22 protein-coding genes are annotated in these 25,301 nt (G+C 71.7%); 7 read left to right on the top strand and 15 right to left on the bottom strand.

All coding sequences use genetic code 11. The features are described 5' to 3' along the window. The first annotated feature begins 201 nt into the window (after positions 1-201). Genes ACIBCK_RS10215 through ACIBCK_RS10205 form a run of 3 tightly spaced genes read left to right on the top strand, consistent with a single transcriptional unit; the run spans position 202 to position 4,405 of the window. Complete coding sequence (locus ACIBCK_RS10215) at positions 202-1,395, top strand: NAD(P)/FAD-dependent oxidoreductase (protein ID WP_399388594.1); 1,194 nt, start codon at positions 202-204, stop codon at positions 1,393-1,395. A 40-nt stretch (positions 1,396-1,435) separates the two neighbouring features. Then, positions 1,436-2,851, top strand: coding sequence for a 2-oxoadipate dioxygenase/decarboxylase family protein (locus tag ACIBCK_RS10210; RefSeq protein ID WP_399388591.1), 1,416 nt, complete (start codon positions 1,436-1,438; stop codon positions 2,849-2,851). Positions 2,852-2,872: 21 nt separating this feature from the next. Continuing rightward, positions 2,873-4,405 (top strand): aldehyde dehydrogenase family protein, encoded by a 1,533-nt coding sequence (locus ACIBCK_RS10205; RefSeq protein WP_399388590.1) that lies wholly within the window; start codon positions 2,873-2,875, stop codon positions 4,403-4,405. Here ACIBCK_RS10205 and ACIBCK_RS10200 read toward each other — a convergent pair. Continuing rightward, positions 4,402-5,001 (bottom strand): TetR/AcrR family transcriptional regulator, encoded by a 600-nt coding sequence (locus tag ACIBCK_RS10200; protein ID WP_399388588.1) that lies wholly within the window; start codon positions 4,999-5,001, stop codon positions 4,402-4,404. The genes ACIBCK_RS10205 and ACIBCK_RS10200 overlap by 4 nt on opposite strands. Before the next feature lie 198 nt (positions 5,002-5,199). On the opposite strand from ACIBCK_RS10200, the gene ACIBCK_RS10195 reads away from it, so the two are divergent. Further along, the gene (locus ACIBCK_RS10195) at positions 5,200-6,114 is read left to right on the top strand and encodes an alpha/beta fold hydrolase (RefSeq protein WP_399388586.1); all 915 of its coding nucleotides are present in this window, start codon (positions 5,200-5,202) and stop codon (positions 6,112-6,114) included. A 30-nt stretch (positions 6,115-6,144) separates the two neighbouring features. On the opposite strand, the gene ACIBCK_RS10190 is transcribed toward ACIBCK_RS10195, so the two are convergent. Together ACIBCK_RS10190 and ACIBCK_RS10185 are read right to left on the bottom strand one after the other, a co-directional pair. Beyond that, a complete protein-coding gene (locus ACIBCK_RS10190; RefSeq protein ID WP_399388583.1) occupies positions 6,145-6,612 on the bottom strand; it encodes a hypothetical protein in 468 nt (155 codons plus the stop codon). 51 nt (positions 6,613-6,663) lie between these two features. Further along, positions 6,664-7,692, bottom strand: a complete 1,029-nt coding sequence (locus ACIBCK_RS10185) for an endonuclease/exonuclease/phosphatase family protein (protein WP_399388581.1) — start codon at positions 7,690-7,692, stop codon at positions 6,664-6,666. 207 nt (positions 7,693-7,899) lie between these two features. Here ACIBCK_RS10185 and ACIBCK_RS10180 point away from each other — a divergent pair, with 207 nt between their 5' ends. After that, positions 7,900-8,220, top strand: a complete 321-nt coding sequence (locus tag ACIBCK_RS10180; RefSeq protein ID WP_399388580.1) for a cupin — start codon at positions 7,900-7,902, stop codon at positions 8,218-8,220. Between the two features lie 21 nt (positions 8,221-8,241). Here ACIBCK_RS10180 and ACIBCK_RS10175 read toward each other — a convergent pair whose 3' ends face one another. Beyond that, positions 8,242-8,811: a cysteine hydrolase family protein gene (locus ACIBCK_RS10175; RefSeq protein WP_399388577.1), complete on the bottom strand. Its 570-nt coding sequence runs from the start codon at positions 8,809-8,811 to the stop codon at positions 8,242-8,244. Positions 8,812-8,928: 117 nt separating this feature from the next. On the opposite strand from ACIBCK_RS10175, the gene ACIBCK_RS10170 reads away from it, so the two are divergent. After that, entirely contained in the window at positions 8,929-9,480 is a 552-nt protein-coding gene (locus tag ACIBCK_RS10170; RefSeq protein ID WP_399388575.1) for a 2'-5' RNA ligase family protein, read from the top strand. On the opposite strand, the gene ACIBCK_RS10165 is transcribed toward ACIBCK_RS10170, so the two are convergent. The 8 genes from ACIBCK_RS10165 to ACIBCK_RS10130 form a co-directional block, all read right to left on the bottom strand. Beyond that, positions 9,475-10,746, bottom strand: a complete 1,272-nt coding sequence (locus tag ACIBCK_RS10165) for a cytochrome P450 (RefSeq protein WP_399388572.1) — start codon at positions 10,744-10,746, stop codon at positions 9,475-9,477. The two genes, ACIBCK_RS10170 and ACIBCK_RS10165, sit on opposite strands and share 6 nt — an antisense overlap. Then, positions 10,743-12,038, bottom strand: coding sequence for a cytochrome P450 (locus ACIBCK_RS10160; RefSeq protein ID WP_399388570.1), 1,296 nt, complete (start codon positions 12,036-12,038; stop codon positions 10,743-10,745). Before ACIBCK_RS10160 ends, ACIBCK_RS10165 begins: the two co-directional genes overlap by 4 nt. Further along, on the bottom strand, positions 12,035-12,685 hold the full coding sequence (locus tag ACIBCK_RS10155) for a GTP-binding protein (protein ID WP_399388567.1): 651 nt from the start codon (positions 12,683-12,685) through the stop codon (positions 12,035-12,037). The genes ACIBCK_RS10160 and ACIBCK_RS10155 overlap by 4 nt, the downstream gene beginning before the upstream one ends. Continuing rightward, a complete protein-coding gene (locus ACIBCK_RS10150; RefSeq protein ID WP_160502689.1) occupies positions 12,663-13,025 on the bottom strand; it encodes a DUF742 domain-containing protein in 363 nt (120 codons plus the stop codon). Before ACIBCK_RS10150 ends, ACIBCK_RS10155 begins: the two co-directional genes overlap by 23 nt. Next, positions 13,022-13,468, bottom strand: a complete 447-nt coding sequence (locus tag ACIBCK_RS10145; protein WP_367038756.1) for a roadblock/LC7 domain-containing protein — start codon at positions 13,466-13,468, stop codon at positions 13,022-13,024. Before ACIBCK_RS10145 ends, ACIBCK_RS10150 begins: the two co-directional genes overlap by 4 nt. Next, the gene (locus ACIBCK_RS10140) at positions 13,465-15,057 is read right to left on the bottom strand and encodes an ATP-binding protein (protein ID WP_399388563.1); all 1,593 of its coding nucleotides are present in this window, start codon (positions 15,055-15,057) and stop codon (positions 13,465-13,467) included. Before ACIBCK_RS10140 ends, ACIBCK_RS10145 begins: the two co-directional genes overlap by 4 nt. Positions 15,058-15,264: 207 nt before the next feature. Continuing rightward, positions 15,265-16,722 carry a 3-hydroxybutyrate oligomer hydrolase family protein gene (locus ACIBCK_RS10135; protein ID WP_399388561.1) on the bottom strand — a complete coding sequence of 486 codons (1,458 nt, stop codon included), beginning with the start codon at positions 16,720-16,722 and terminating at the stop codon, positions 15,265-15,267. Positions 16,723-16,772: 50 nt separating this feature from the next. Then, complete coding sequence (locus ACIBCK_RS10130) at positions 16,773-18,290, bottom strand: PHB depolymerase family esterase (RefSeq protein ID WP_399388560.1); 1,518 nt, start codon at positions 18,288-18,290, stop codon at positions 16,773-16,775. Positions 18,291-18,580: 290 nt separating this feature from the next. Here ACIBCK_RS10130 and ACIBCK_RS10125 point away from each other — a divergent pair, with 290 nt between their 5' ends. Further along, positions 18,581-19,426: a universal stress protein gene (locus ACIBCK_RS10125; protein ID WP_399388558.1), complete on the top strand. Its 846-nt coding sequence runs from the start codon at positions 18,581-18,583 to the stop codon at positions 19,424-19,426. Positions 19,427-19,430: 4 nt separating this feature from the next. Here the strand turns inward: ACIBCK_RS10125 and ACIBCK_RS10120 are convergent, their stop codons facing one another. The 3 genes from ACIBCK_RS10120 to ACIBCK_RS10110 all read right to left on the bottom strand — a co-directional run bounded on the left by ACIBCK_RS10120 (position 19,431) and on the right by ACIBCK_RS10110 (position 25,277). Next, positions 19,431-20,087: a M15 family metallopeptidase gene (locus ACIBCK_RS10120; protein WP_399388556.1), complete on the bottom strand. Its 657-nt coding sequence runs from the start codon at positions 20,085-20,087 to the stop codon at positions 19,431-19,433. A gap of 327 nt (positions 20,088-20,414) precedes the next feature. After that, positions 20,415-23,471: a BTAD domain-containing putative transcriptional regulator gene (locus ACIBCK_RS10115; RefSeq protein ID WP_399388554.1), complete on the bottom strand. Its 3,057-nt coding sequence runs from the start codon at positions 23,469-23,471 to the stop codon at positions 20,415-20,417. 171 nt (positions 23,472-23,642) lie between these two features. Continuing rightward, positions 23,643-25,277, bottom strand: a complete 1,635-nt coding sequence (locus ACIBCK_RS10110; protein WP_399388552.1) for an MFS transporter — start codon at positions 25,275-25,277, stop codon at positions 23,643-23,645. Positions 25,278-25,301 lie beyond the last annotated feature (24 nt).

The raw sequence follows: 25,301 nt of genomic DNA, 5'->3' as shown, positions 1-25,301 counted from the left end.
CGTATAGAGATCGTCAATGATCAGGAGCAGGAACTGTTCATGGACGTCAACGGTCGGGTTGCGTCACGATGGCGGGAAGCCCAGCTGATCAGCGCCCCGCGAGCTTCCGACCACGTTTCTGACGGCCATGCCGTGCCCACGAACTATGGCTTTCCCAGGCCTGGTTGAACCGGGTGTCGGCCCCCGGAAAGGATCGGCCTCTTGCCCTCGCCACCGCGTCCGTCCAGCCCCGCCGCCTTCCGCGTCCTGCCGCCGAGCGCCGATGTAGTGATCGTCGGCGGGGGCGTGATGGGCGCCTCCATCGCCTTCCACCTGGCCGAGGCCGGGGTGCGTGACATCGTCGTCGTCGAACGCGGCGAGCTCGCCTGCGGCAGTTCCGGCAAACCGATCGGCGGCGTGCGCGCGCACTTCTCCGACCCGCTCAACATCGAGCTCGGCCTGCGCAGTCTCCGCGCCTTCCAGGACTTCCCGCACCGGCCCGGTGCGGACATACGCCTGGACACCGTGGGCTATCTCTTCCTGATCACCGGCGAGGGCCAGGCCGCGGAGTTCACCGAAAGCGTGCGGCTCCAGAACAGCCTGGGCGTGCCGAGCCGGTTGATCGACGCCGCCGAGGCCCGGCGTCTTTGCCCGTATCTGAGCACCGAGGGCCTCGTGGCCGCCGTCCACTCCCCCACCGACGGACACGCCCGTCCCGGCCTGGTCGTACACGGCTACGCCGACGCGGCAGCCGGGGCGGGCGTCCGTTTCGCCACGCACACCCGCGTCACCGGCATGGACATCTCCGGTGACCGTGTCAGCGCCGTCCACACCGACAGCGGCACTGTCACCTGCTCCACCGTGATCTGTGCGGCGGGCGCCTGGTCGGCGCGGATCGGCGTCATGGCCGGCGTCGACCTCCCCGTCCGGCCCGTGCGCCGCCAACTCGCCTTCACCGAGCGGCTTTCGCCGGCCGCGCCGCGGATCCCTTTCACCATCGACTTCACCTCGTCGGCGTACTTCCACAACAGTGACGACGGGCTGCTGTTCGGCCTCGCGGACCCCCGGCAGCCCGACGGCTTCGACACCACCTGGTCCCCGGAGTGGCTCGAGCTTTTCCAGGACGTCGTACGCCGGCGCGCCCCGGCCCTCGCCTCGATGCCGATCGCCGACGGCTGGGCGGGCCTGTACGAGGTCACGCCCGACCACAACGCCTTGATCGGCCGCGCCGCCGAGCTCTCCAACTTCCTTTACGCCACCGGGTTCTCGGGGCATGGATTCCTCCAGGCCCCGGCGGTCGGCGAGGTCGTACGCGATCTCCATCTGGGACGCGAACCATGCGTCGACATCACGCCGATGAGCGCCGACCGCTTCCGGTCCGGGGCAGCGAGCCGCCCCGAGGCCCACATCGTATGACCCCTCGCCCACCTCCCGACCGCAGGAAGGCAGACCCTGCATGATCAGTCAGTGGCGGCTGCGAGCCGCTTTCGCCACACGGCTCTCGGAGATGTACGGACGGGAAGTCCCGGCCTACGACACCCTCGTGGACGTCACGCGCGAGGTGAACGAGGACGCCCTGCGCGCGCGGGGCACCGACGCCGAACGACTCGGTTCCATCAGCCGGGTCACCGCCGAGCGACACGGCGCCATCCGGGTCGGCACTCCCACCGAACTGCGTGACGTCGCCCGGGTCTTCGGCGCTCTCGGTATGCGTCCGGTCGGGTTCTACGACCTACGCGAAGCGGCAGCGAGCGCGGTGCCCGTCGTCTCGACGGCATTCCGGCCGGTGGACGCGCAGGAGCTGGCGCTCAACCCCTTCCGGGTCTTCACCTCGCTGCTCACGCCCGCGGACCCGCGCTTCTTCGACGCCGACCTGCGCGCCCGCCTGGAGACGTTCCTCGCCGGGCGAGAGCTGTTCCCGCCGGAGCTGCTCACCCTGGCCGACCGGGCCGAGGCCGAGTGCGAACTTCCCGAGCCGGACGCCGAGCGCTTCCTGCAACTCGCGGTTAAATCCTTCGAGTTGTCGCCTGAGCCGATCGACAAGGCCTGGTACGGGGAGCTGGAGAGGGTCTCGGCGGTCGCCGCGGACATCGGGGGCGTCCGGTCCACCCACATCAACCACCTCACCCCGCGCGTCCTGGACATCGACGAGCTGTACCGGCGCATGACCGAGCGCGGCATCGAGATGATCGACACCATCCAGGGCCCGCCCGCCTGGAAGGGCCCCGACCTGCTGCTGCGGCAGACGTCCTTCCGTGCCCTCGCCGAACCGCGCGCCCTGCGCCTCGCCGACGGCAGCGTGACCCGCGGTGCGTTGCGGGTGCGGTTCGGCGAGGTCGAGGCGCGCGGTATCGCCCTCACCCCGGCGGGCCGCGCGCTCTACGACCGCCTGCTCAGCCTCGTCGACGACGAGACCGCCCGGCGCTCCGCGGCAGCCCGGCACCCCGCGGTCGACCGCACCGAGGTGGCCCGCACCCTGTGGGCCGCACACGTGCCCGCCACCGAGCACGAGCTCGACGCACAGGGGCTGGCCTACTTCACCTACCGCACGGCGCCTGACCGCCCCCGCGACGGTATGCAACCCCCGTCCACCATCGCCGAGTTGGAGGGCCAGGGCTGGGTGCGGGCCGAACCCGTCGTCTACGAGGACTTCCTGCCGCGCTCCGCCGCCGGCATCTTCCAGTCCAATCTCAGTGGCCAGGGATCGCGGAACTCCGACCAGGAAGGCGCCGCGTACGACAGTGACTGGCTCTCCGGCGCCGTCGGCCGTGAGGTCCTCGACCCGTTCCCCCTGTACGAGCACCAGCGGCATCTCTCGATCGCCCAGGTCGGCCGCGACCTGGGTGTCGACATCGACCCCGCCCACCACTGACCACCTCACCCAGGGAGCACCATGACCGGCCCGACCCCCCTGCCCGCCACCGACGACCTGCGTACCCGTGCCCTCTCGAGCCTGCGGCGCGTCGGTGTGGCCGTCCCGGAGGGCGGCGACTTCCAGGCGCGTACGCCCATCACGGGCGAGGACCTCTTCGGCCTGGCCGCTGCGAGCGCCACCGACTCCGAGAGTGCCGTCGCCGCCGCCCGCGAGGCATTCCTCACCTGGCGCACCACGCCTGCCCCACGCCGGGGTGAACTCGTGCGCCGTCTGGGCGAGTTGCTGCGTGACCACAAGAGCGACCTGGCGGATCTGATCACGATCGAGGCGGGCAAGATCCGCTCCGAGGCGCTCGGCGAGGTCCAGGAAATGATCGACATCTGTGACTTCGCGGTCGGCCTCTCCCGCCAGCTCTACGGGCGCACCATAGCCTCCGAGCGCCCCGGTCACCGTCTCGCCGAGACCTGGCACCCACTGGGCGTGGTCGGGGTGATCTCCGCGTTCAACTTCCCTGCGGCGGTGTGGTCGTGGAACACCGCGGTGGCGCTGGCCTGCGGCGACACGGTCGTCTGGAAGCCGTCCGAGCTGACCCCGCTGATCTCGCTCGCCTGCGACCGGCTGCTTGCCCGCGCCGCCGAGGAGACCGGAGCCCCCGTCGACGTACACCGTCTCCTGCTCGGCGGCCGGGTGGTGGGTGAGCGGCTGGTCGACGATCCGCGCGTCGCGCTCGTCAGCGCCACCGGATCCACCCGCATGGGCCGTGAGGTCGGTCCGCGCGTGGCGGCCCGCTTCGGGCGCAGCCTGCTCGAACTCGGCGGCAACAACGCCGCTGTCGTGGCGCCTTCGGCCGACCTCGACCTCGCGGTGCAGGGCATCGTCTTCGCGGCGGCGGGCACCGCCGGCCAGCGGTGCACCACGCTGCGCCGTCTCATCGTCCACCGTGACATCGCCGACACGCTCGTCGCGCGCCTGACGGCCGCGTACACCAAGCTTCCCCTCGGTGACCCGTTCGACGAGAACACCCTCGTCGGACCGCTCATCTCCCCTGCCGCCCTCGACGGCATGCAGGACGCCCTCGCCCGCGTACAGGCACAGGGCGGCAAGATCCTCGCGGGCGGCAACAGGCGCCTGGCGGAGGCGGCGCCACGGGCCGCGTATGCCGAACCCGTCATCGTTCGCGTCGACGAACAGACCGACGTCGTACGGCAGGAGACGTTCGCCCCGATCCTGTACGTGCTCACGTACGACAGCTTGGAGGAGGCCATCACGCTGCACAACGACGTCCCGCAGGGCCTTTCCTCCAGCATCTTCACCCGCGATCAGCAGGAGGCCGAGCTGTTCCTGTCATCCGAGGGCTCCGACTGCGGCATCGCCAACGTCAACATCGGCACGTCCGGCGCCGAGATCGGGGGCGCGTTCGGCGGCGAGAAGGAGACGGGCGGAGGTCGCGAGTCCGGCTCCGACGCCTGGCGCGCGTACATGCGCCCGGCCACCAACACCATCAACTACTCGGGCCGCCTGGCCCTGGCCCAGAACGTCAGCTTTCTCTAGGGGTGGGTTTCTCTAGGGGCGGACGCCTGCGAGAGCGCGCCGACCGTCACGTCCACCACGGCCTGGAGCTGTGCCGGGCTCGCCCCGGCTCTGCTCATGACGGCGAGGGACTGGTTCACGGCCGCCACGTGTTCAGCGAAGACCTCGGCGTCCTGATCGGTCAGCCCGCCGGCCTTCAGCGCGGTGCGCAGGCGCAGGCGCTGGAAGCCGAGCGCCTGCCTGGCGTGCGCCGCGACGGCGGGGCTCAGCACCGGGATCGCCATGGCCGACTGCGCGATCAGGCAGCCGTCGGGCACTTCGGGATCGGCGATGCGCTCAAGGGTGACGTCGAAGAACGCTCGGACAGCCGCGACGGGCTCGGAGGCAGCACACGACAGGGCGGCGTCGTACTTGCCCCCGTAGCGCGCGGCGTAGCGATCCAGGCAGCGCAGGAAGAGGGCGTCCTTGTCGCCGAGTGAGGAGTAGATCGAGCTGCGGTTCAGGCCGGTTGCCCGGGACAGGTCGCCGATTGAGGTGTCGGCGTAGCCGACGCGCCAGAACTGGATCATCGCGGCGTCGAGCGCCGTGTCCATGTCGAACTGCTTCTTGCCTGCCACGTGGCACTTCCTTGCAGGGGTGTCGGTGAGTTCGGGGTGTCGGTGCGGTTCGGGGTGTCGGGGGCCCGCCGCGATTCTATCTTGAACTGATCGGTTCAAGATGTGTTAGCGTCCAGGCATGATCTTGACCGGGCGCCCCCTCCAAGCCGAGCCCGCTCGCCCCTACCGCCCCTCTCGCCTCAACTCGTGGAGAATGCCGTGACCGCTTCCGGAAGCAACCCCGTCCGCGACCTGCCCCTGCACGACCTGGCCGGTTTCACCCACCGCTGGGTCGACGCGGACGGCATCCGCCTTCATGCCGTCGAAGGCGGCCGGCCGAACGGCCCGGCTGTCGTCCTGCTCGCCGGGTTCCCGCAAACCTGGTGGGCCTGGCGAAAGGTCATGCCCAGCCTCGCCGACCGGTTCCGCGTCATCGCGATCGACCTGCCGGGCCAGGGCCACTCCGAGCGCCCGGAGCGCGGCTACGACACCCACACGGTCGCCGCCCACGTACACGCCACCGTCAAGGCACTCGGAGTGTCGTCCTACTGGCTGGCCGCCCATGACATCGGCGCCTGGGTGGCCTTCTCCCTCGCCCTCAATCACGAGAGCCAACTGCGCGGGGTCGCCCTGCTCGACGCCGGAATCCCCGGCATCACCCTGCCGGAAACGATTCCCACGGACCCGGCGCGGGCGTGGAAGACCTGGCATTTCGCGTTCCACCTCGTGCCCGACCTGCCCGAGACCCTGCTCACCGGCCGTGAACGGGAGTACGTCGACTGGTTCCTGAAGACGAAGGCCCTCGCTCCCGGCACATTCGACGACGCCGACCTGGACCACTACGCAGCGGCCCTCGCCGCCGACGGAGGCCTCCGCGCCTCCCTCGCCTACTACCGGGACGCCGCCGAATCGGCGCGCAAGAACCACCAGGCACTCGACCGGCAGCACCTGACGGTGCCCATCCTCGGCATATCCAGCAGTCACGGCTCCGTCCCGGACATGGCAGCCTCCATCAGCCCATGGGCCGACAACACGACCGGAGTCGTCGTGCCCGGCGCCGGGCACTTCATCCCCGATGAGCAGCCCGAAGCCGTCGCTACCGCGATCACCGACTTCATCACCGACGCCAACTGACGGCGCTGCTGCGGGGCGGTCGTCAGAACCTCACGCAAGCCAGCCGTCGACGCTTCGGTGACGACCCAACCCCACGGCCTTGAACTCGTCCTCGCCGACGCCCGCCACCACGCCGAGTCGCCGCAGCGCCTGCGAGATGGGGCTGCCCCCGGGTGAGGAGGGCCGGCCCTCCGGTTCGTGGAGAGGCCCCAGCACGATGGCACCCGCGTCCCAGACGACGGCCGTCTGCTCCCCCACGCCACCGAAGTACTCGGCCTCTACGTAGGCTACTGGCCCGGCAGTTGACCAGTCGGCGAGGGTTTTCGCGAATCCCTCCGGCAGGCGCCAGAAGCCCAGCGCGCCCTCTTCACTGCCGAGCGCGATGGAGTCGAAGAATTCGTCGGTCATCGGCATCAGGGACAGGCCCTGCCCGATCGACGCCAACCGAGCGGCAGGCAGTTGCCGCGAGCCGACGCGCAGAACCTCGCCACCGACCACTGCTTGCAGGTCGTACCCCATTCCAGCGCCCCCTCCACGGCCGATCGAAGGCTTCATCATGGGGCATGCACATCAAGGGGCGAACCTGATGTCCGCTGCGACCGGCAGGTGGTCGCTGCCGGTGGAGGGCAGGGGGCGGATCTGGGTGACCCTTGCTGCGCGGGTCATGATGTGGTCGATCCTGGAGATGGGGAGGGTGGTTGGCCAGCTGAAGGCGAAGTTGTCTTCTCCCGCTGAGTCCAGGCGGGATGTGACCGGGTCGAGGCCGCGGTCGTCCACCGTGGCGTTCAAGTCGCCCAGCAGGATCACCTTCTCCAGCTGCTCGGCGTCCAGTGCCGCGCCCAGCAGGCCTGCGCTCTCGTCCCGGCGGCCGGAGCTGAAGCCGTGCCACTGGACGCGGACCGACGGCAAGTGGGCGACGTACACCGCGACATCGCCCCACGGCGTACGGGCTCGGGCCCGCAATCCGCGGTTCCAGTCCTTCCCGATCCCCTCCGGCCTGATGTCCACTGCCCCGGCCTCCGTCAGCGGGTGCTTCGACCAGAGTCCGACCGTTCCCCGCACCGCCCGGTAGGGGTACTGCGCCCTCAGGCTCGCCTCGTACGCAGGCAGTGCGGCCGGCGTCAGCTCCTCCAGGGCGATGAGATCCGGGCCGGCGTCGCTCAGGGCGCGAGCGGTGCCCGCGGGGTCGGCGTTCACGTCGCTGACGTTGTGCTGGACGGCCGTGAGGTCGTGGGCGCCGCCGTCCCCGGCGGTCACCCGCCCGCCGAAGAGGAGACCCCAGGCGGCCACCGGCAGCAGTAGGGCCAGCAGGGCCAGGGCCGACCGGCGCAGCAGGGCCAGGGTGAGCAACAGGGGAACGGCCAGGCCAAGCCAGGGCAGGAACGTCTCCAGGAGGCTGCCGAAGCGGCCCACGGTGTTGGGCACCGCGGAGTGGAAGGCCAGGAGGGCCGTGGTCAGGACGGCGAGCGCGGCGAGAATCCGGCCGCGCGTCCAGCGGGACCGGCCCTTCGCGTCCACTCCCCACCGCAGCCGGAAACCCCCGCTCGGCCACCGCAGCAGACCCGCGAGCCTCGTATCCGGCCCCGTGCCGTCGTCCATCCGCTCCACTCGGCTCCCCTGCCTCCCCCGCTCCCCGGCTCCCCGGCCGTGAGCGTCGCGTGGCTGGAAGGACGCCACCTTCGGGTGATCGGGTTCCGGCGGCCGGATGCGGGCCTCGCGGGCGAGGGGAACACTGGGGGGTGCGCGTGTCCGCACACGCGTGCGCGCTCTCGCGCGCGCGCTCGCTCTCCGTCGAAGGGACCTCCAGTGGCCGACCTCTACGCCCTCGTCGCAGAGCACCTCGAGAAGGCCCGCGCCGCCGCGCACGGACGCAGCGCCGAGCTGCTCCTGCACGACGGTCCCCTGCGGCAGAGCCTCATCGTGCTCGTAGCCGGACACGAGCTGAGCGAGCACGACACCCCCACGGCCGCGACCCTCTTCGTCCTGCGCGGGCGGGTCGGGCTCACCACCGCGGGCGACACGCTCGAACTGAGCGAGGGTGAGTTCGCGCCCATCCCGCACGAGCGCCACGGCCTGACCGCGCTGGACGACTCGGCCGTCGTACTGACCGCCGTCACCGAGGTCTGAGCGGTCGGCGCCACCGCGGCGCTACCCCTTCGCGACGGCCCCCAGCCACTCCTCGACGGCGACGACCTCCGCCCACTGCGGGAACAGCTTTCCCATCAGGAGCGTGTGCACCTCGGGGTCCAGGTCGAGGCACGCGTCCGACAGGACGGTGAGTCCCAGGTCCCGGTCGTTCGCGTGACACGCCGTGTGCAGCACTACGCCGCTGGTGGCGATGCCGGTGAGGACGAGGTTGTCGATGTCGCGCGCCCTGAGCACGAGGTCCAGGTCGCTGCCCGAGAACGCGCTCCCGCGCCGCTTGGTGACCACGGTGTCGCCCGGCTGCGGAGCGATCTCCGGGTGGATCTCGGTGCCGGGCTCGCCTTCGACGTGCAGACCTGCCCGCACCACGGCGGTGAGCGCCTTGTTGCGGGTGCTGACGTCCGGGTATCCCGGTCGCAACGCGATGGCCACGTAGATCACGGGGAGGTCCGCGGCGCGGGCACCGTCGATCGCCCGGCGCAGACGCGGCAGATAACCGGAGCCGTCGTCGGCGAGGTCCACGATCTCGCGCTGCACATCCATCACGAGGAGTGCGCTGTTCACGTTACGCATCGGACCTGCCGTCCCTTCGTGCGCTGATCGTTCGTCATGCCTGCTCGAACTCCCGCGGTGGCCGCGCCATTCCGTGGGGACGGAGCCCATCCCCGTCCGGTGCGATCATGGCGCGTGATGAATGCCGACGAACAGTGTGCCGAAGACGAGCCCGCGGGGGACGGATGGCCGGACATACCCGGTGACACCGCGCTCACCATCAAGGTCCCCGAAGCCGATCCGCTGGTCCGCGCGGGGTTCCCGGCCCATGTGACCGTGCTCTACCCCTTCTTGCACGAGAGTCGCATCGACGCCGCGGCCCACCGCGAGCTGACCGGCCTCTTCGCCGGACATGACGCCTTCACCCTGACGTTCGCCGAGTTCGCCCGCTATCCCGGCGTGCTGTACCTCGACCCGTGGCCGCACGCCCCGGTCACGGCCCTGGCCAAGGACCTCGCCGCGCGCTGGCCGGATGCGGTGCCCTACCGGGGGATCTTCGACCCCCCGCTCGGCCCGCATCTGACGGTCGCGAACAACGAGGGCCCCGCGACGCAGGACGCCGCGTACGACACGTTGCAGGCCGAGCTGGAGCCGCTGTTGCCGCTGAGCTGCCGTGTCCGGTCCGTACACCTCATCGTCTGGGACGGCACACGCTGGCAGGACCGCGCGGAGTACCGCCTCGGCTCATAGCCGCGCGCGGGCACCCACCCGCACGGGAAGTTTCTGCACGCTGTTCCCCACGAACGAGGCGTGGCGTGGCAGTTCCGGCTCCGGGACGGCGAGGTCGAGGTCCGGGAAGCGGGTGAACAGTTGCTTCAGGGCGATGGTGGCCTCCATGCGGGCCAGCGGGGCGCCCATGCAGAAGTGCGCGCCGTGGCCCAGGGACAGATGCCGGGTGGTGGTGTTGTCGCGGGTGATGTCGAAGCGATCGGCGTCGGGGCCGTGCGCCTGTTTGTCGCGGCCCGCCGCGGAGTAGCCGGCCAGGACGGGGGTCCCCTCGGGGATGACGGTGCCGTCGAGCGTGAGGTCGCGCGTCGGGTACCGGAAGGGGAAGTAGCTGACGGGGCTGTCCCAGCGCAGGGTCTCCTCCACCACGTCCGCCCAGCTCACCTTGGAGCTCTGGGCGAGGGCGAGCTGCTCGCGGTGGGTGCACAGGGCGCGTACGGCGTTGGTGATGAGGTTGAGGGTGGTCTCGTGCCCGGCGATGATCGTGAGCATCAGGGTGCCGAGCAGCTCGTGAGGGCTTAGCCGGTCGCCGTTCTCCTCGCGGGCCGCGATCAAGGCGGTGGTCAGGTCGTCTCCGGGGTTCGCCGCGCGGGCGGCGGCGACCGCGCCGAGGACTTCCACCATCTCCCGGTTGGCGGCCATCGCCTCTTCGGGGCCGATGTCGGTGGCGACGATCTGGTTCGACAGGTGGTGCAGCCGGTCGTGGTACTCGGCGTCCACGCCCAGGAGTTCGCAGATGACCCCCATCGGAAGCGGCAGCGCGAAGTGCTTGCGCAGGTCCGCCACGCCGTCGCCTGCGGCTGCTGCCTCTCCCAGGTTGTCGAGCAGCTCGGTCGTCAGGGCCGTGATCCGCGGCTGGAGTTCCGCCACCCGGCGCGCGGTGAACGCCTTGCCCATCAGGGAGCGCAGCCTGCGGTGATCGGTGCCGTCGGCGGTGGTCATGCCCTGCACCGTGGCGAACGTCTTCAGCGGCCAGCCGTCGGCTATCTCGCCCGCTTGCAGCGCCGCGAAGTGCTGTGCGTTCTTGGCGACATCGGGGTGTGCGAGGAACTCCTTGAGCGCGTCGTGGCCGAGCACCGCCATGCCCTGTACGCCGCCGGGCAGGACCACCTCTGTGACGGCGCCGCGCGCCAGGAGCCGGGCGTTGTCGGCGTGCGGGCAGCCCCCGGCCGGGTCGAAGCGGTGCGGCCTGCTTGCTGCGGCGTCGGTGTTCACCGGTGACGTGTTCAACGGGCTCTCCTGGTCGAGGGGTCGGGATGCTGCGAGAGGACCGGGGCGGTGAAGCGCACCGGAAGTGCGGCGAGTCCCCTGCTCCAGGGCGACTTGATCCACTCCAGTTCGCCCTGCGGGACGGCGAGTTCGAGGTCGGGCAACCGGTGGCGGATCGTGTCCACGGCGGTGCGCGTGATGAGCCGGGCCGGGTCCTGGGCGGGGCAGATGTGCGGGCCCGCGCCGAAGGCCAGGTGCGAGCGGTTGCCCACGACCGGTGTGCCGTCGTCCGGGAGGATCTGCGGGTCCGCGTTGGCGCCGGCCAGGCCGAGGATGAGCATGTCGCCGGTGCGGACGGCCTGCCCGCCGAAGGTCATGTCGCGGGTGGCGTAGCGGGCAGGGAAGTTCTGCGTGGGCGGGAAGCGCCACAGGACCAGGTCGAGTGCGTCGTCCACGCTGAGGTGGCCGCCGGTCAGCGAGGAGCGGAACTGCGGGTCGCACAGCAAGATGCGCAGGGTGGTGGCGATCCAGTTGACGGTGGTCTGGTTGCCCGCGACGAACATGACGACGAGGTTGTGCAGGACCTCTTCGTCGGTGAGCCGGGCCGGGTGGTGCAGCAGGGCCGACGTGATGTCGTTGCCGCGGCGGCGCCGCTTCTCCTCGATCAGCTGGAGCAGGATCGCGCCCATGCGCTTGCTGGCGTCAGCGGATTCCGCGGTGGCGGCGACCGTTCCTGCGACGGCCTCCACCAGGTGGCGGCCGGTCTGATCGTCCACGCCGAGCAGCATGGTGATGACGCGCATCGGCAGCTTGCGCGCGTAGTCGGCGACCAGGTCTGCCTCGCTGCGCTCCGCGAACGACTCGATCACCTCCTCGGCGGTGGCCCGTACGGAGCGCCGCAGTTCGTGGCCGTTGATCCCCGCCAGCGCGGCGGAGACGGCTGCGCGCATCCTGCGGTGCTGCTGTCCGTCGTTGAACAGCAGGGCGGGTCGCCAGCCGACCATGGGCAGGATCGGCGAGTCGGCGGGCACGCGGCCTTCCCGCAGCAGGCTCCAGCGGCGTGGATCGTGCGAGAAGTCCTGCTCGTCGCGCGTCAGTTGGAGCAGCTCGCGGTGGCCGATGACCAGCCAGGCGTCGACGCCGGGCGCGATGGTGACGGGCGCCACGGGCCCGTGGTCGCGGCGCAGTCGCTCGTACAGGGCGGGCATGGCGTCGCCGTCGAGGTGGGGTCCGTACAGCGCGGTCGACGGCCCCGCGGCTCCGGTGACCGGGCAGTGGGTGGGCGGCCCGGCCGTGGCGTGGGGCGAGGTCATGTGGTCTCCGTGGCGACGTGGATGAGGTGCTGGACGAGGGCGACCAGCGCACGGACCGAGGACGCGGGGTCGCGTGCGTCGCAGGTCACCACGGGGGTGCCGGGGAGCAGGTCGAGGGCGGCGCGCAGATCGTCGGCGCCGTGCTGGGGGCTGCCGGGGAAGACGTTGACGGCCACCGCGAAGGGCAGTCCGAGCTCCTCCAGGTTGCCCAGCGCGTCGAAGGACGCCTCCAGGTCACGCGTGTCCACCAGGGCGAGGGCCCCGAGCGCACCCTTGGCCAGGTCCCGCCAGGCGGGCAGGAACCGCTGCTGGCCCGGGGTGCCGAACAGGTAGAGAACCAGCTCCCCGTCGATGGTCATCCGGCCGAAGTCGAGGGCCACGGTCGTGGTGGTCTTGCCGCCTGCCACGACGGTGTCGACGCGGGCGCCCGCCTGGGTCATGACCGCCTCGGTGGACAGGGGTTTGATCTCCGAGACGGTGCCGATCAGGGTGGTCTTGCCGACCCCGAGCGGTCCGACGACCAGGATCTTGGCGGCGCCGGCGACGCCGGAGGTGAGGTACTTCCCGGAGCCGGCCGGCTGCGGCGCCGCTACCGGTGCCGGTGTTGTTGCCGGGACCGGTGCGTCAGAGGCGGCTTTCGAGACCATGGAGGACCTTTCTGAGCATGGTCACATCGGTGTGTTCGGCCGGGGGCACCGGCGGGCGGGTCACGATGAGCCCCCATTCCAGGAGATCGCAGAGCAACACCTGTACGACCGAGGGGGGCTGGCCGATGTGGGCGGCCACCTCGGCCACCGAGAGGAGCCCCTGGCAGTGCGCCAGGATGGTCTGGTGCTCGGGCTGGAGCGAGGCGGGAAACGCCGCGTCCGTCGCCATGACCAGGGACTCCCAGGCCAGCGCCTCGGTGTCGGCTGCCGCTCGCCCGCGAGTGATCACGTAGGGGCGGATCGCCGAGGCCGTCGGCTCCTCCGGCCGCGGTTCCGTCATGACGCCGCGGCGGCCGGATCTCGCGGCTGGCTGCTCAGGTGCGAGCCGATCTTCACCACGAGCAGCTGCATCTGCTGGGCGACCAGGCCGACGTCCGCCTCCAGGTCGGTGGCGACGCCCAGGTGCGCGCCCACACCGGCGTGGGTGAACAGGACGAAGCCGTGGTCGGACTCCAGCATCAACTGCCGTACGCCGGCACCCGAGCCGAAGAGCAGCGCGGTCGTGGAGCGGCCCGTCATGGTCATCGCGGCGCAGGCCGCGGAGAGGGACTCGGCTTCGGCGACGCTCAGGTCGGCCACGGGGCCCGAGAGGTTCTCCGCGGACGCGTGGCCGAGCCGCAGCCCGTCCTCGGAGACCACCACGCTGTGCCGGACCCCGGGGATCTCGATCAGCGGGCGGAGCATCCAGCCCAGGTCGGGAAGGGGGGTGATGATTCCGGTCACTGCCGGCCTCCGTCTTGCTCGTCAGGGGTGGGGGGTCGGGACGGTGTCTCCGTCGGCGGGGTTCCGGCCGACGGGTTCGCCTCCCCGGCCGCGGTCTTGTCCGCGTCGAGAGCCGCGCGGCCGCGCAGCGAACCGGACACCACGCTGGCGATCGACGCCCGCGCCGCCTCCGGTGTCCAGGGGGTGGTGGGTGCGGCCGGGGGCGCCTGCCGGTCCTCCGGGACCGGCCGGCCGGGAGCGTCCGGGGCCGCCGCTCGGCGCCGGTTGCGCCGCTTGGGCAGGCCGGCCGCCGTCTCGCGCTCGGGAGGCACGTTCGGTGCGGGCCGCACGGACAACAACTCTTCGTGTTGCGCCGGGTCGTGCTGGTCCTGCTGCTCGTGCTGGTCCTGCCGCGCGTGCCGGCCCAGCTGCTCGCTCTGGTCCTGCTGGTGGGGCAGTTGCGCGTCCGTGTGCTGCGTCGGCGTCACCTGGGCGCTCACCCGATGGGACCCCGTGAGCTGCGAGGGGGGCTCGGTCAGCAGGCGGAAGGGCACGAACGTCACGGCGCGCGTGCCGCCGTAGGCCGAGGCACCGCTCAGCTCCACGTTGAAGCCCAGCTCGCGGCTCCATCGGCCCACGCAGGCCAGGCCGAGGCGCGGCACGGCGCCGAGGCGGGCCAGGTCCTGGTCGTCGCGGAGCTGGCCCATCGCCCGGTGCAGCACGTCCGGCGGCATCCCGAGTCCGGCGTCGTCGATCTCCAGGACCGCTCCGGCCCCCACCTCGCGGATGGTGACGACGACCTGGGAGCGCGAGGGGGAGAACACCGTGGCGTTCTCCAGGAGTTCGGCGATGGCGTGCATCAGCCCTTCGACCGCGGGCGGTACGGCGTACAGCGTCCGTCCGCCGTGCACCTCGATCCGGCTGTACTCCACGATCCGCGACTGGGCGCCGCGCACGCAGTCGTACAGCGAGACCGGCCGGGTCTCCCTGCGAGCGGGCCAGATCCCGCACATCACGAGCAGCGTCTGGGCCTTGCGGGTCATCTGGGCCGCCGCGTGGTCGGCCTTCATCACCTCGCCCATGAGGTGCGGGTCGTCGATGGAGCGCTCGACCCGGTCGAGAACCTGCTGCTGCACGGTGGCCATCGCGTGCATGGTGCGGGCGACGGATTCGAACGCGGCCTGCACCGAGTCGCGCAGTCCGCGCTCGCGGCGCACCGCCTCGTCCGATCCCAGGGCGAAGGCCACGGCGGACAGGGCCCGCGCGAACTCCTCACCGGTCTCGGCCGGCCCCGTCAACGGCCCTGGCACACCTTCCAGTCGCTGACCGGCCCGTACGCGCTCCGCGATCGCCGGGAGCCGCACGCCGGCCAGGTGCGCGACCTCGGCTTCACGTGCCGCGGCACGTCGCTCGTGGCGGGCGCGGTCGGCCCGCTCGGCGGTCAACTGCCGGACCAGTACGAACACCCAGGCGAGCAGCAGTACCGCGACCGCGGCGCAGCCACCGGCCAGGACCTGCCGCCACTGCGCCGCCGAGCCCAGGGCGGCGAGCACCGCGCCCACGATCGCGAGGACCACCGCCGTCAGCCAGACCACGGCTTCGCGGCTCACGGACCCGTGTCCGGGACGGCTCACCACGCCGCCCCTGCCCCGGCGGCCCTGCACACCTTCACCACGACGAACGAACCCTCCCCGAACGCACCGAACTCCCTTACGAATGGGGAGCGTGGCGATCTTAGGTCAACTCGGCGCTTTCGGGCTGGCCGTTGGGGAAGCTTGCCTTCCGGCGCGCGGAGCTCTGCCCGGGATTGGCCGGAATTACCGCCCGGTAAGGGGGCATCGGGTGAGCAGAGCCGCCGGGTCGGCGGCCTCCGGGCGCGGCAGGGTCCGACTGGGCGGCGGCTGCTTTCCCCGGCCGAGCCAGGCCTCCATGGCGGTGACGGCGGAGCGGTGGCAGGGCACGAGAGGCCGCAGCTTGTCGGGGAAGGCGTCGACGAGCGAGTCGACGTGTGTGCCGTCCTCGACGCGGTAGTAGCGGAACAGGCCGCTGCGGCCCGCGCCGTGCACCATCCGCGCGTAGACGTCCGAGTCCTTGCTGATGGGCAGTTGGACGTCGAGGGTGCCGTGCACGGTGATCAGTGGTTTGCCGATGCGTCCGGTCAGGGCGATCTTTCGCACGGCGTCACGCACTTCCCGCGGCCGGGTCGCGTACGCGTAGTCGGCGTCGCATGCCGTTGTTCCCGGTGCGCAGAAGGGAGTTCCTGCCTCGGTCGCGCCGTCGTAGCCCGGGTCGAGCTCCTCGCGGTAGATCCGCTGGGTCAAGTCCCAGTAGATCTGGTGGTGATAGGGCCACAGGAACTCGGAGCCGGCCGGGAAGCCCGCGGCGACCATCTCCTGATGCGCCTTGTCCGCTCCCTCACCACCCGCCGCGTACGTCGGATAGGCGCGCAGCGCGGGCGGCAGGAAGTCGAGCAGATTGGGCCCCTTGGTCCGCCACAGCGTGCCTTCCCAGTCCACTCCCCCGTCGTACAGCTCGGGGTGGTTCTCCAGCTGCCAGCGCACCAGGTAGCCGCCGTTGGACATGCCGGTGGCGAGGGTGCGCGCGGCGGGGCGGTGGTATCGCTGGGCGACCACGGTCCGCGCCGCGCGGGTGAGTTGAGTCAGGCGCTCGTTCCATTCGGCGATCGCGTCACCCGGTTCGGCGCCGTCGCGGTAGAAGGCGGCGCCGGTGTTGCCCTTGTCGGTCGAGGCGAACGCGTAGCCCTGCGAGAGCACCCAGTCGCCGATCGCCCGGTCGTTGGCGTACTGCTCGCGGACTCCGGGTGTGCCCGCGACGACGAGGCCGCCGTTCCAGCGGTCGGGCAGGCGGATGACGAACTGCGCGTCGTGTTTCCAGCCGTGGTTGGTGTTGGTCGTCGAGCTGTCGGGGAAGTAGCCGTCGATCTGGATGCCGGGCACACCGCGCGGTGCGGTGAGCCCGGCGGGGGTCAGCCCCGCCCAGTCGGCCGGGTCGGTGTGTCCCGAGTCGACCGTCCCGGCCGTCGTCAACTCGCCCAGACACGAGACCTCTTGGCGTTCCGCGCCCGGCACTTTCAACTTCGCGGACGACGCGCAATGACCTGCGCTGCCGTCTCGATCTTCACCGGGCTGCCCTGCCGCGGCCGGGACCGCGGCGAGCGTGACGAGCAGCGCGGTCAGCGCGAGAGCACTGTGGAGCGACCGGGCCGGGCGGCGCCTCGCACGCGGCAGGCGTAGGGGCGGATCTATGGCAGGCACGGTTCCTCCGGTGGGCGTGAATGCGTACGGCTGTTACGGAGCGGGCTCGGTCAGGGGCAGGCGCCGTCGGCGATGACGTAATGGCCGGCCGGTGACTCCTTGAGGGTGTGCGTGACAGCGGTGTTGTAGAGGCCCATGTTCTGGTTCGAGCCCTTCGCGTAGGTGTAGCCGCCGTTGGTGGTGGCTCGTCCGGCCCGGACCTGCTGGTAGTTGTTCGCGGTCCAGCACTTGGCGGTGGCGCCCGTGGTGGAGGCGGTGACCTGGGACGACCTCGCCCCTTCCGTCCCGTCCGGGCCACGGGCGGCGACGCTGTACGTGTGGCTGCTGCCGGCGCTGAGGCCGGTGTCCGTGAACGGAGGTCCGTTCGGGGTGGCGAGACGGGTGCCGTCCCGGTAGACGGTGTAGGACGCGGCCCCGGAGACGCCGTTCCAGTTCAAGGTGACGGAGGTGTCGGTCGCGCCGGTCGCGGCCAGGCCGCTCGGAGCGGGCAGACCACCGGGGTCCGGATCGGAGCCGTCCAGGCCGAAGAAGCCGGTGATCCAGTGACTGGAGCAGATGGAGTCGATGAAGTTCGCCGTCCCGGTCGCGCCGCACTGCTGTGCACCTGTTCCCGGGTCGACGGGAGTGCCGTGGCCGATGGACGGGACCCGGTCGACTTCCACGGCGACCGCCCCGTCGGTCCCGAGATACTGCTCCCTGCGGGTCGAGTTGGGGCCGATGACCGAGCTGCGGTCCGGGGTCTGGTCCAGGCCGTGGACGGCGGTCCACTGGTCACGCAGTTCGTCGGCGTTCTTCTTGGCAACGGTGGGGTCGTCGTCGCCGTGCCAGATCGCCACCCTCGGCCAGGGGCCCGTATGGCCGGGGTGCGCGTCGCGGACGCCCTGCGCCCAGGCCGACGGGGTGCGGTCGACGCCGGGGCTCATGCAGGTGTACGCGGAGAGCACGTCATCGGCACAGTCGTACGGGAGGCCGGCGACGACGGCTCCCGCCTCGAACACGTCCGGGTACGTCGCGAGCATCACCGACGTCATGGCGCCACCGGCCGAGAGACCCGTGGCGTAGACCCGCGCCGTGTCGCCGCCGTAAGCGGAAGCGGCATGCGTGACCATCTGACGGATCGAGGCGGCCTCCCCCTGTCCGCGTCGGGTGTCGCCCGGCTGGAACCAGTTGAAGCACTTGCTGCTGTTGTTGGCGGTCGTCTGCTCCGGCAGGACGAGCAGGAAGCCGTGCTGGTCGGCGAACTTGGCCAGGCCGGAGTTGTCGGCGTAGATCTGCGCACTCTGCGTGCAACCGTGCATGGCCACCACGACGGCGGGGTTCGCCGCCAGTGACGTCGGCCGGTACACGTACATGTTCAGACTGCCGGGATTGGCACCGAAGTTGCCGACCCTCTCCAGGGCGACGGCAGCCTGAGCCGCCTGCGCCGAGGGCGCGGGTGCGAACACGGCCCCGGCCACGACCAGACCTACGACGGCGGTCAGCCGCCCCAAGGCGCGGCGCCACCTCCTCACACGGCGGGAAGGCTGCTCTTCGGGCACCTGGCTCGGAGGTCTTTCGTACGACGGCATGGCGGCTCCCGACGGAGGGTGGCGCGGTCTCCGGGGCGGATCACGCGACCCAAACCGTAGGAGCCTCCCGGGCGGAGACAGAATGGCGCGGGACTCCACAACGCCACCAACTGCCGCTGGTGTCCGACCCGTTGCCACTCCGTGCCGCCCGTGCTAGGAGCACCTCCATGGCGCGGCCCCCGAAAAGGTAGAACGGAGCCACCCGGGGCACTCGTCGCTCCGGACCCGGGTCGCCGGCCGGCCTGGCCCACGGCTGACGTCCCGACTTCACCGCGGAGGTGCGGACCACCATGCCCACGCAACAGACCATCACCGTCGGCGTCGACGGCTCACCCGGCAGCCTTGATGCCGCCGACTGGGCGGCGGGCGAGGCCCTGCGACGTGACCTGCCCCTGCGTCTGATCCACGCCCATGAGCCGCCGGGGGAACGCGGCCGGTTCGACGGGAGCGACGCCGCGGCCCGCCTGGAGACCGGCGTGCTGGAGCGCTCCGTGCAGCAACTTTCCCGCTGGCACCCCGAGTTGGAGATCATCGACGATCGGGTGAGCGGATCACCGGCAGGGGCGTTACTGGCGGCGGCCCCCTCCTCGGCTCTGGTCGTCATCGGATCGCATGGCGCCGGCAGACTCACCAACGTCATGGTCGGCTCGGCCGCGCTGGCCGTCGCCACGCGCGCCTCGTGCCCCGTCGCTCTGGTGAGGGCGGCGGACACCCACGACGACAAGCACGGGGATGCGGCGGACCGCCCGGTCGTGCTCGGTCTCGACCTCGACCGTCGCGGTGACGAACTACTGGAGTACGCCTTCGACGCTGCGGCCTCCCGCCGGGCGCCGCTCCACGTCGTGCACGTCTGGACCGCCCCCATGACCGAGGAATCCGAAGCCGTCGACCCCATGCCGGACAAAGAGCGCCTGATGGCCTCCGAACTCAGCTCATGGAGACGGAAGTTTCCCGAAACGCACGTGGATCAGCGGCTCGTGCACGACGCGGCGGGCCATCACCTGGTCCAGTCGACCTCGAACGCCTGCCTGCTGGTCATCGGCCGCCTCATACCCACCGGGCCGCATCTGGGCGAGACCGCGCACGCAGCGATCCACCAGGCCAGGTGCCCGGTCGTCATCGTCCCGCACAACTGACGGGCTAGCCGTCCAGCGTCGCGGGACCGTACCGCGCGGCGGGCGCCTCGGTCGTGAGGGCCCAGTAGCGGTCGCCGTAGGACCAGTGCCACCACTCCGTGGGGTAGTTCACCAGGCCCGCCGTGGCCAGAGCGGCGGTGAGGGTGCGGCGGTTGCGGCGGGCTTCCGGGGAGATCAGGGCGCTGTCCATGTAGCAGGCGCCGTCGCTCTCCTCCGGGCTCGCGTTCACCGGGGTGCCGAGGTCGAGTTCGGTGCCGGACGTGGTGCACAGGGTGAGGTCGACCGCGGCGCCCGCGACGTGCGGGCCGACCTCGGGCGGTGAGAGGGAGCGGCTCGTCTGCTGATGGAGGTAGGCGTCCGTCCAGTCGGGGTTGGCCTTCCTCAGCTCGGCGGCGTACTCCTCGAAGTACTGGATCTGCAGGGCCAGCGGCCGGTACCCCTCGGTGACCAGGAGGCGCAGGCCCTCGGGCAGCAGCCGGGCGGCGCGGGCCAGACGCCAGGCGACGCCCTCGCGCAGTTGGGCGTAGGCCCCGGCCGGGTCGGCGAGGCGGTCGTCGACGTCCACGAAGGGCAGTTGGCGCAGGTCCACGAGGGCTTCCGCGCAGTCGTGGACCGGGATGCCGACGACTCTGGGATCGTTCATGAGGATGATCGACGACATGTATGCCCCTTCGTGGCGACGGTGGCGGGCACAGCTCCGGGGACGGGCTGCCGCCCGCCCCCGAAGTCCCCTCCGTGCCCTGGCAGGGGCTCTACGCGACGAGCGGCCCACACGACCGACGGTGTCGGTGGTGTGGGCCGTACGAGGCTTCAGTGGCCTTCCCCCGTGCTTCCCCCGATGAATTCCGCTGAGTCCCCCGTTGTTTCCTGCGATCCCCCGTTGCCGTCGGCGTGTTCACCCGCCGACAACCACAGCGTGCCGCAGCCCGCTGCAAATTCTCTGCAAGTCCGGGACAAGCGGATTACAGGCCGCCGCTGAAAGCGGACGTCAGAGCCCCGGCTCGTTCCGCTCGCGTGCTTCGTACGCCGTGAAGACCTCCCGCGCCTCGGCGCGCAGCGCGCCTGCCGCCACCCGGTCGCCCGCGGCCTCGCGGGCCGCCGCGAGATCGCGCAGGGTGCGGGCCCGGGGCAGGGGAAGCCCCAGGTCGTCCCAGAGGGCCGCGGCCGTGGTCAGGTGCTGCTCGGCGGTGTCGATGCGGCCCGCGGCGAGCTCGCACTCGCCCAGGGTGCGCAGGCCGAGGGCCTCGCCGAAGCGGTCGCGCTGGCCGCGGCAGATGGCCAGGACCTCCTTGATCTCGGCCTCCGCCTCGGCCGAACGCCCCAGCCTGATATGTGACTTCGCCCGCGCCTGCATCGCGTAGGCGAGCATGAGCGGGTCCCCCAAGGTGCTCAGGAGGTCGACCGCTCGGCCGGAGAGTTCCTCCGCCGCCTCGTACTCTCCGAGGGCGCGATGGACCAGGCCAAGAGAGCGCAGCGTGAGGGATTCGCCGCGGCGGCTGCCGAGCCTGCGGTAGGCGCGCAGCGATTCGTCGAGGAAGGCGCGCGATGCCGTGAAATCGCCGAGTTCGAGCTGGACGGATCCGGCGTACCGGCAGGACAGGCCGAGGCCCGGGTCGTCGTGCAGTTCACGGAACCCGTCGACGGCGCGCACCAGTGTCTCCTGCGCCGCCCGCAGCCGCCCGGCTTCGCGCAGCGCGCTGCCGAGACCGGCGTGGGCGGCGGCCTGTCCGCGTACGTCGCCGAGCTCGGCGCAGAGACCGGCCGCCTGCTTGAAGTAGCCCTGGGATTCGGGGAACCGGTCCTGTTCGTAGCGCAGTTGCCCCAGGCCGATGAGCAGCAGGGCCTCCCCCGCCCTGTCCTCCGCTCGGCGGGCCGCGGCCAGCGCCGCGTCATGGGTGCGCCACCAGGCTTCGAAACGGTTGCCGACGGTGTACGCGGACGAGCACAGGGCCGCCGCGGCTTCGCAGGAGAGCGTGTGCAGGTCGAGGGCGGCCGCGCGCTCCACGGCGGCGGCGATCGCGTCGGCCTCCGCTTCGAACCAGGCGGCCGGGTCGGCGAGTGCCCGCTGGGTGGCTTCCGGTCCGACCGGGCGGACCAGTTGCCGCAGGGAGCCGGCCGGGGAGCCGGTCGGGCTGGAGTCCAGGAGCCCGCGGTGCAGCTCGACGGCGCCCGATGGCGTGGCGGACGCGGCGAGGCCGGTGAGCCAGAGCCAGGCGCCCAGTGCGCGGCCGACGGCGGCGGCCCGTTCGGCGGGCGGGTCCTCGGCGTCGGCGCGCTCGGCGGCGTAGACGCGGACCAGGTCGTGGGGCCGGTAGCGGGGCTGGCCCGCGCGGTCGACGCCGGTGCAGTGCAGGAGCTGGGCGTCGATGAGCTGCTCCACGACGCGGTCCGCCTCGGCTTCGGGCACGTCGAGCAGCGCGGTCACCACCCACGCGGCGACATCGGGGGCGGCGAGCAGGCCGAGGCGGCGCAGGGCGGTGCGGGCCGGGGCGTCCAGGGCGCGGTAGCTCATGCCGAGCCCCGCCCGTACCTCCAGGTCGCCGACGGCGAGTTCGTCCAGGCGGTGGTGTTCGTCGGCGAGCCGGTCGGCGAGCATCCGCGCGGTCCAGTGCCGGCGGGTGGTGAGGCGGGCGCCCGCGATCCGGATGGCGAGCGGGAGCCCGCCGCACAGCTCGACGATGCGGCGGGCGGCGTCCGGCTCGTCCCTGACGTGACGCTCCCCCGCGACGCGGCCGAGGAGTTCGATGCCGGGCTCCGTGTCGAGTACGTCGAGATCGGTGCGGTGGGTGCAGGGCAGGGCGCCGAGGCGGGCCCGCGCCGTGATGAGCACCCCGCAGGTGGCGCTGCCGGGGAGCAGGGGGCGCACCTGGGACTCACTGGCAGCGTCGTCGAGCACGAGCAGCACGCGGCGCCCCGAGACCAGGCTGCGGAAGAGGTCGCGCCGCTCGGCGTCCCCGTCGGGCGGATCGGCCCCCAGCGCGTAGAGGAGCCGTCCCAGGACTTCGCCGGGTGCCACGGGATCGGCGGCGCCCCGCAGTTCGGCGTACAGCTGTCCGTCCGGGTAGGCCTCGGCAACCTGGTGCGCCGCCCGGACGCCCAGCGTGGACTTGCCGACGCCGCCGGGACCGGAGAGCACGACGACCGGCATGGCATCGCGAGGGCCGGACAGCGCGGCCCGCACGTCGGCGAGCTGCGTGTCCCGGCCGGTGAAGTCGCCGATGGTGGGTGGGAGGAGCGCCGCCACCGGAAGGGCCGCGGTGTCCCTGGGGGCGGGCCCAGGGGTGTCCGCCGTGGCCGGAAGAAGCTCTTCGTCGGCCCGCAGGATCGCCTCGTACATCCGCCTGAGATCGGGGCCTGGATCGATGCCGAGCTCTTCGGTGAGTACGTCACGGCCCTCCGCGTAGACCGCGAGCGCGTCGGCCTGGCGTCCCAACCGGTAGAGGGCGAGCATCAGTTGGCCGCGCAGCCGCTCCCGGGTGGGGTGGGTGGAGACCAGCGCGGTGAGTTCGGCCACCAGTTCCCGCTCGCGGCCCGTCTGGGCGAGCTCGGCGGCGATCCGCTCCTCCAGGGCCGCCTGCCGCGCCTCGTCGAGCTGGTCGGCCATGGCCCGCAGCGTCTCGCCGATGCCGCCGAGGGCGGGGCCACGCCACAGGGCGAGGGCGTCCCCCAACAGCCGGGCGGCCGCGCCGTGGTCCCCTTCGGCGGCGGCCTGCCTGCCCTGTACGGCGAGGCGCTCGAACTCGACGCGGTCGACGAGGGTGGCGTCCGCGCGGATCAGATAGCCGGGCGAGCGGGTCTCGATGACGTCGGCGGGCAGGGCGCGGCGCAGCGCGGAGACGTACGACTGGATCAGGGATCGTGCCGTGTCCGGCGGCCTCTCGCCCCAGATGGCGTCGATCAGCGCGTCGACGGACACCACGCGCCCCGGCTCCAGGAGCAGCGCGGCGAGCAGGGCGCGGGGCTTGGGGCCGCCGAGGCTGAGGCGGCGACCCGCGCGCCACGCCTCGACCGGGCCCAGCAAGCGGTAGTCGGTGTCCGTGTCCAAGCCCGTCTCCATGGGTCCTTGCCCCGCGCCGCCGCCCAGCCACCGCCCTCGCCCCCGCTCCCGCCCCCGATCGGCTGGTCATACTACGTCTGCCCGCTGTCAACTGGCTTGCACACCAAGGGAATCAGGCCATCCGCCGGAAAAGCGGGGCCGGAGAGGCGGCGCGCGGCTTCAGCCGGGCGCGGGAGGGTCGTTGCGGGGAGAAGGACCGTCGGCCGAGTCCGCCCCACCCGCGCCCGGCTCCGACGCGTCGGCGGCCGGTGGCGCGAGCGGCACGCCGCCGCCCTGGAGACGCTCCAGGTCGGCGGGCCGCACCTGGATGACCACCAGGGCGATCAGCGCGGCGACGACGGCGAAGACGGCAGCGGCGATGAAGGAACTGGAGATGCCCGAGGCAAGGACCTCGTCCCCCCAGCGCCCCGGCAGCTCCCCCGTCCTGCGGAACTCCAGCTGCTCGGCCCGGGTCGCCTCGGCCATGAAGCGCGGTACCTGGTCGGTGGCTTCGTTGCGGCTTGCCGTGCCGAAGACGGTGACAAGGACGGAGAGGCCCAGTGAACCGCCCACCTGCTGGGTGGCGTTGAGGATGCCGGAAGCCGCACCGGCGTCCTGCGACTCCACACCCGACACCGCCATCAGGGTCAGCGACACGAACTGCATGCCCATGCCGAAGCCGAAGACGAGGACGGGCCCGAGCAGGCTTCCCATGTACGTGCTGTCGACATCGGTCAGCGTCAGCCAGCCGAGTCCCGCGGCGGCCAGCACCGCGCCCACCACCATGAAGGGCTTCGGGCCCCACTTGGGAAGGAGCTGGGACGCGAGGCCGGCGCCCACCGCGATGATCGCGCTCACCGGCAGGAAGGCGAGACCGGCCCGCAACGGGCTGAAGTTCAGGATGTTCTGCACGAAGAGCGTCAGGAAGAAGAACATCCCGAACATGGCCGCGGCCAGGCAGAGCATCATCCCGTAGACACCGGCGCGGTTGCGGTCGCGGAACATCCACAGGGGTGTGATGGGCTGCCTGGATCGCCGCTCGACGGCGAGGAAGAGCCCCAGAAGGACGACGGCCGCCACGAAGGCCGCGATGGTCACGCTGTCGCTCCAGCCGTCCTCGGAGGCACGGATGAAGCCGTAGACGAGCAGCACCATGCCCGCCGTGGAGGTGAGCGCGCCGACCATGTCGAAGTGTCCCGGGTGGCGCTCGGACTCACGGATGTAGCGGGGGGTGGCGAGGACGATGAGCAGGCCGATGGGGATGTTCACGAACAGGACCCAGCGCCAGTCGAGCCACTCCACGAGCAGTCCGCCCGCGAGCAGTCCGATCGCGCTGCCGCCCGCCGACACGGCCGCGAACACGCCGAACGCCCGGTTGCGCTCGGGTCCTTCGCGGAACGTCGTGGTGATCAGGGACAGGGCGGTGGGCGATGCGATGGCGCCGCCGACGCCCTGCAGCGAACGCGCGGCGAGCAACTGCCAGGATTCCTGGGAGAGTCCGCCGAGCAACGAGGCGAAGACGAAGAGCAGGACGCCGAACATGAAGACCCGGCGGCGTCCGAGGATGTCGCCGAGTCGCCCGCCGAGCAGGAGCAGACCACCGAAGGTCAGCGTGTAGGCGTTGATCACCCACGACAGGGTCTCGGTGGAGAAGCCGAGCGAGGTCTGGATGTGCGGCAGAGCGATGTTCACGATGGTGATGTCGAGGACCACCATCAGCTGACACGAGGCGATGACGAGGAGTGCGATACCACTGCCGCTGCCCCGCTCCGGGGATGCGGCAGGCTTCGAGGGTGTCGTCCGAGAGCTCGTCATGGGGTGGCTCGCGTGTCAAGCAGG

This window comes from Streptomyces sp. NPDC051218 (assembly GCF_044455475.1).
Lineage (GTDB): Bacteria > Actinomycetota > Actinomycetes > Streptomycetales > Streptomycetaceae > Streptomyces.
Note: the sequence above shows the minus strand (reverse complement) of the source record. Positions and strands in the feature narration are given on the sequence as shown.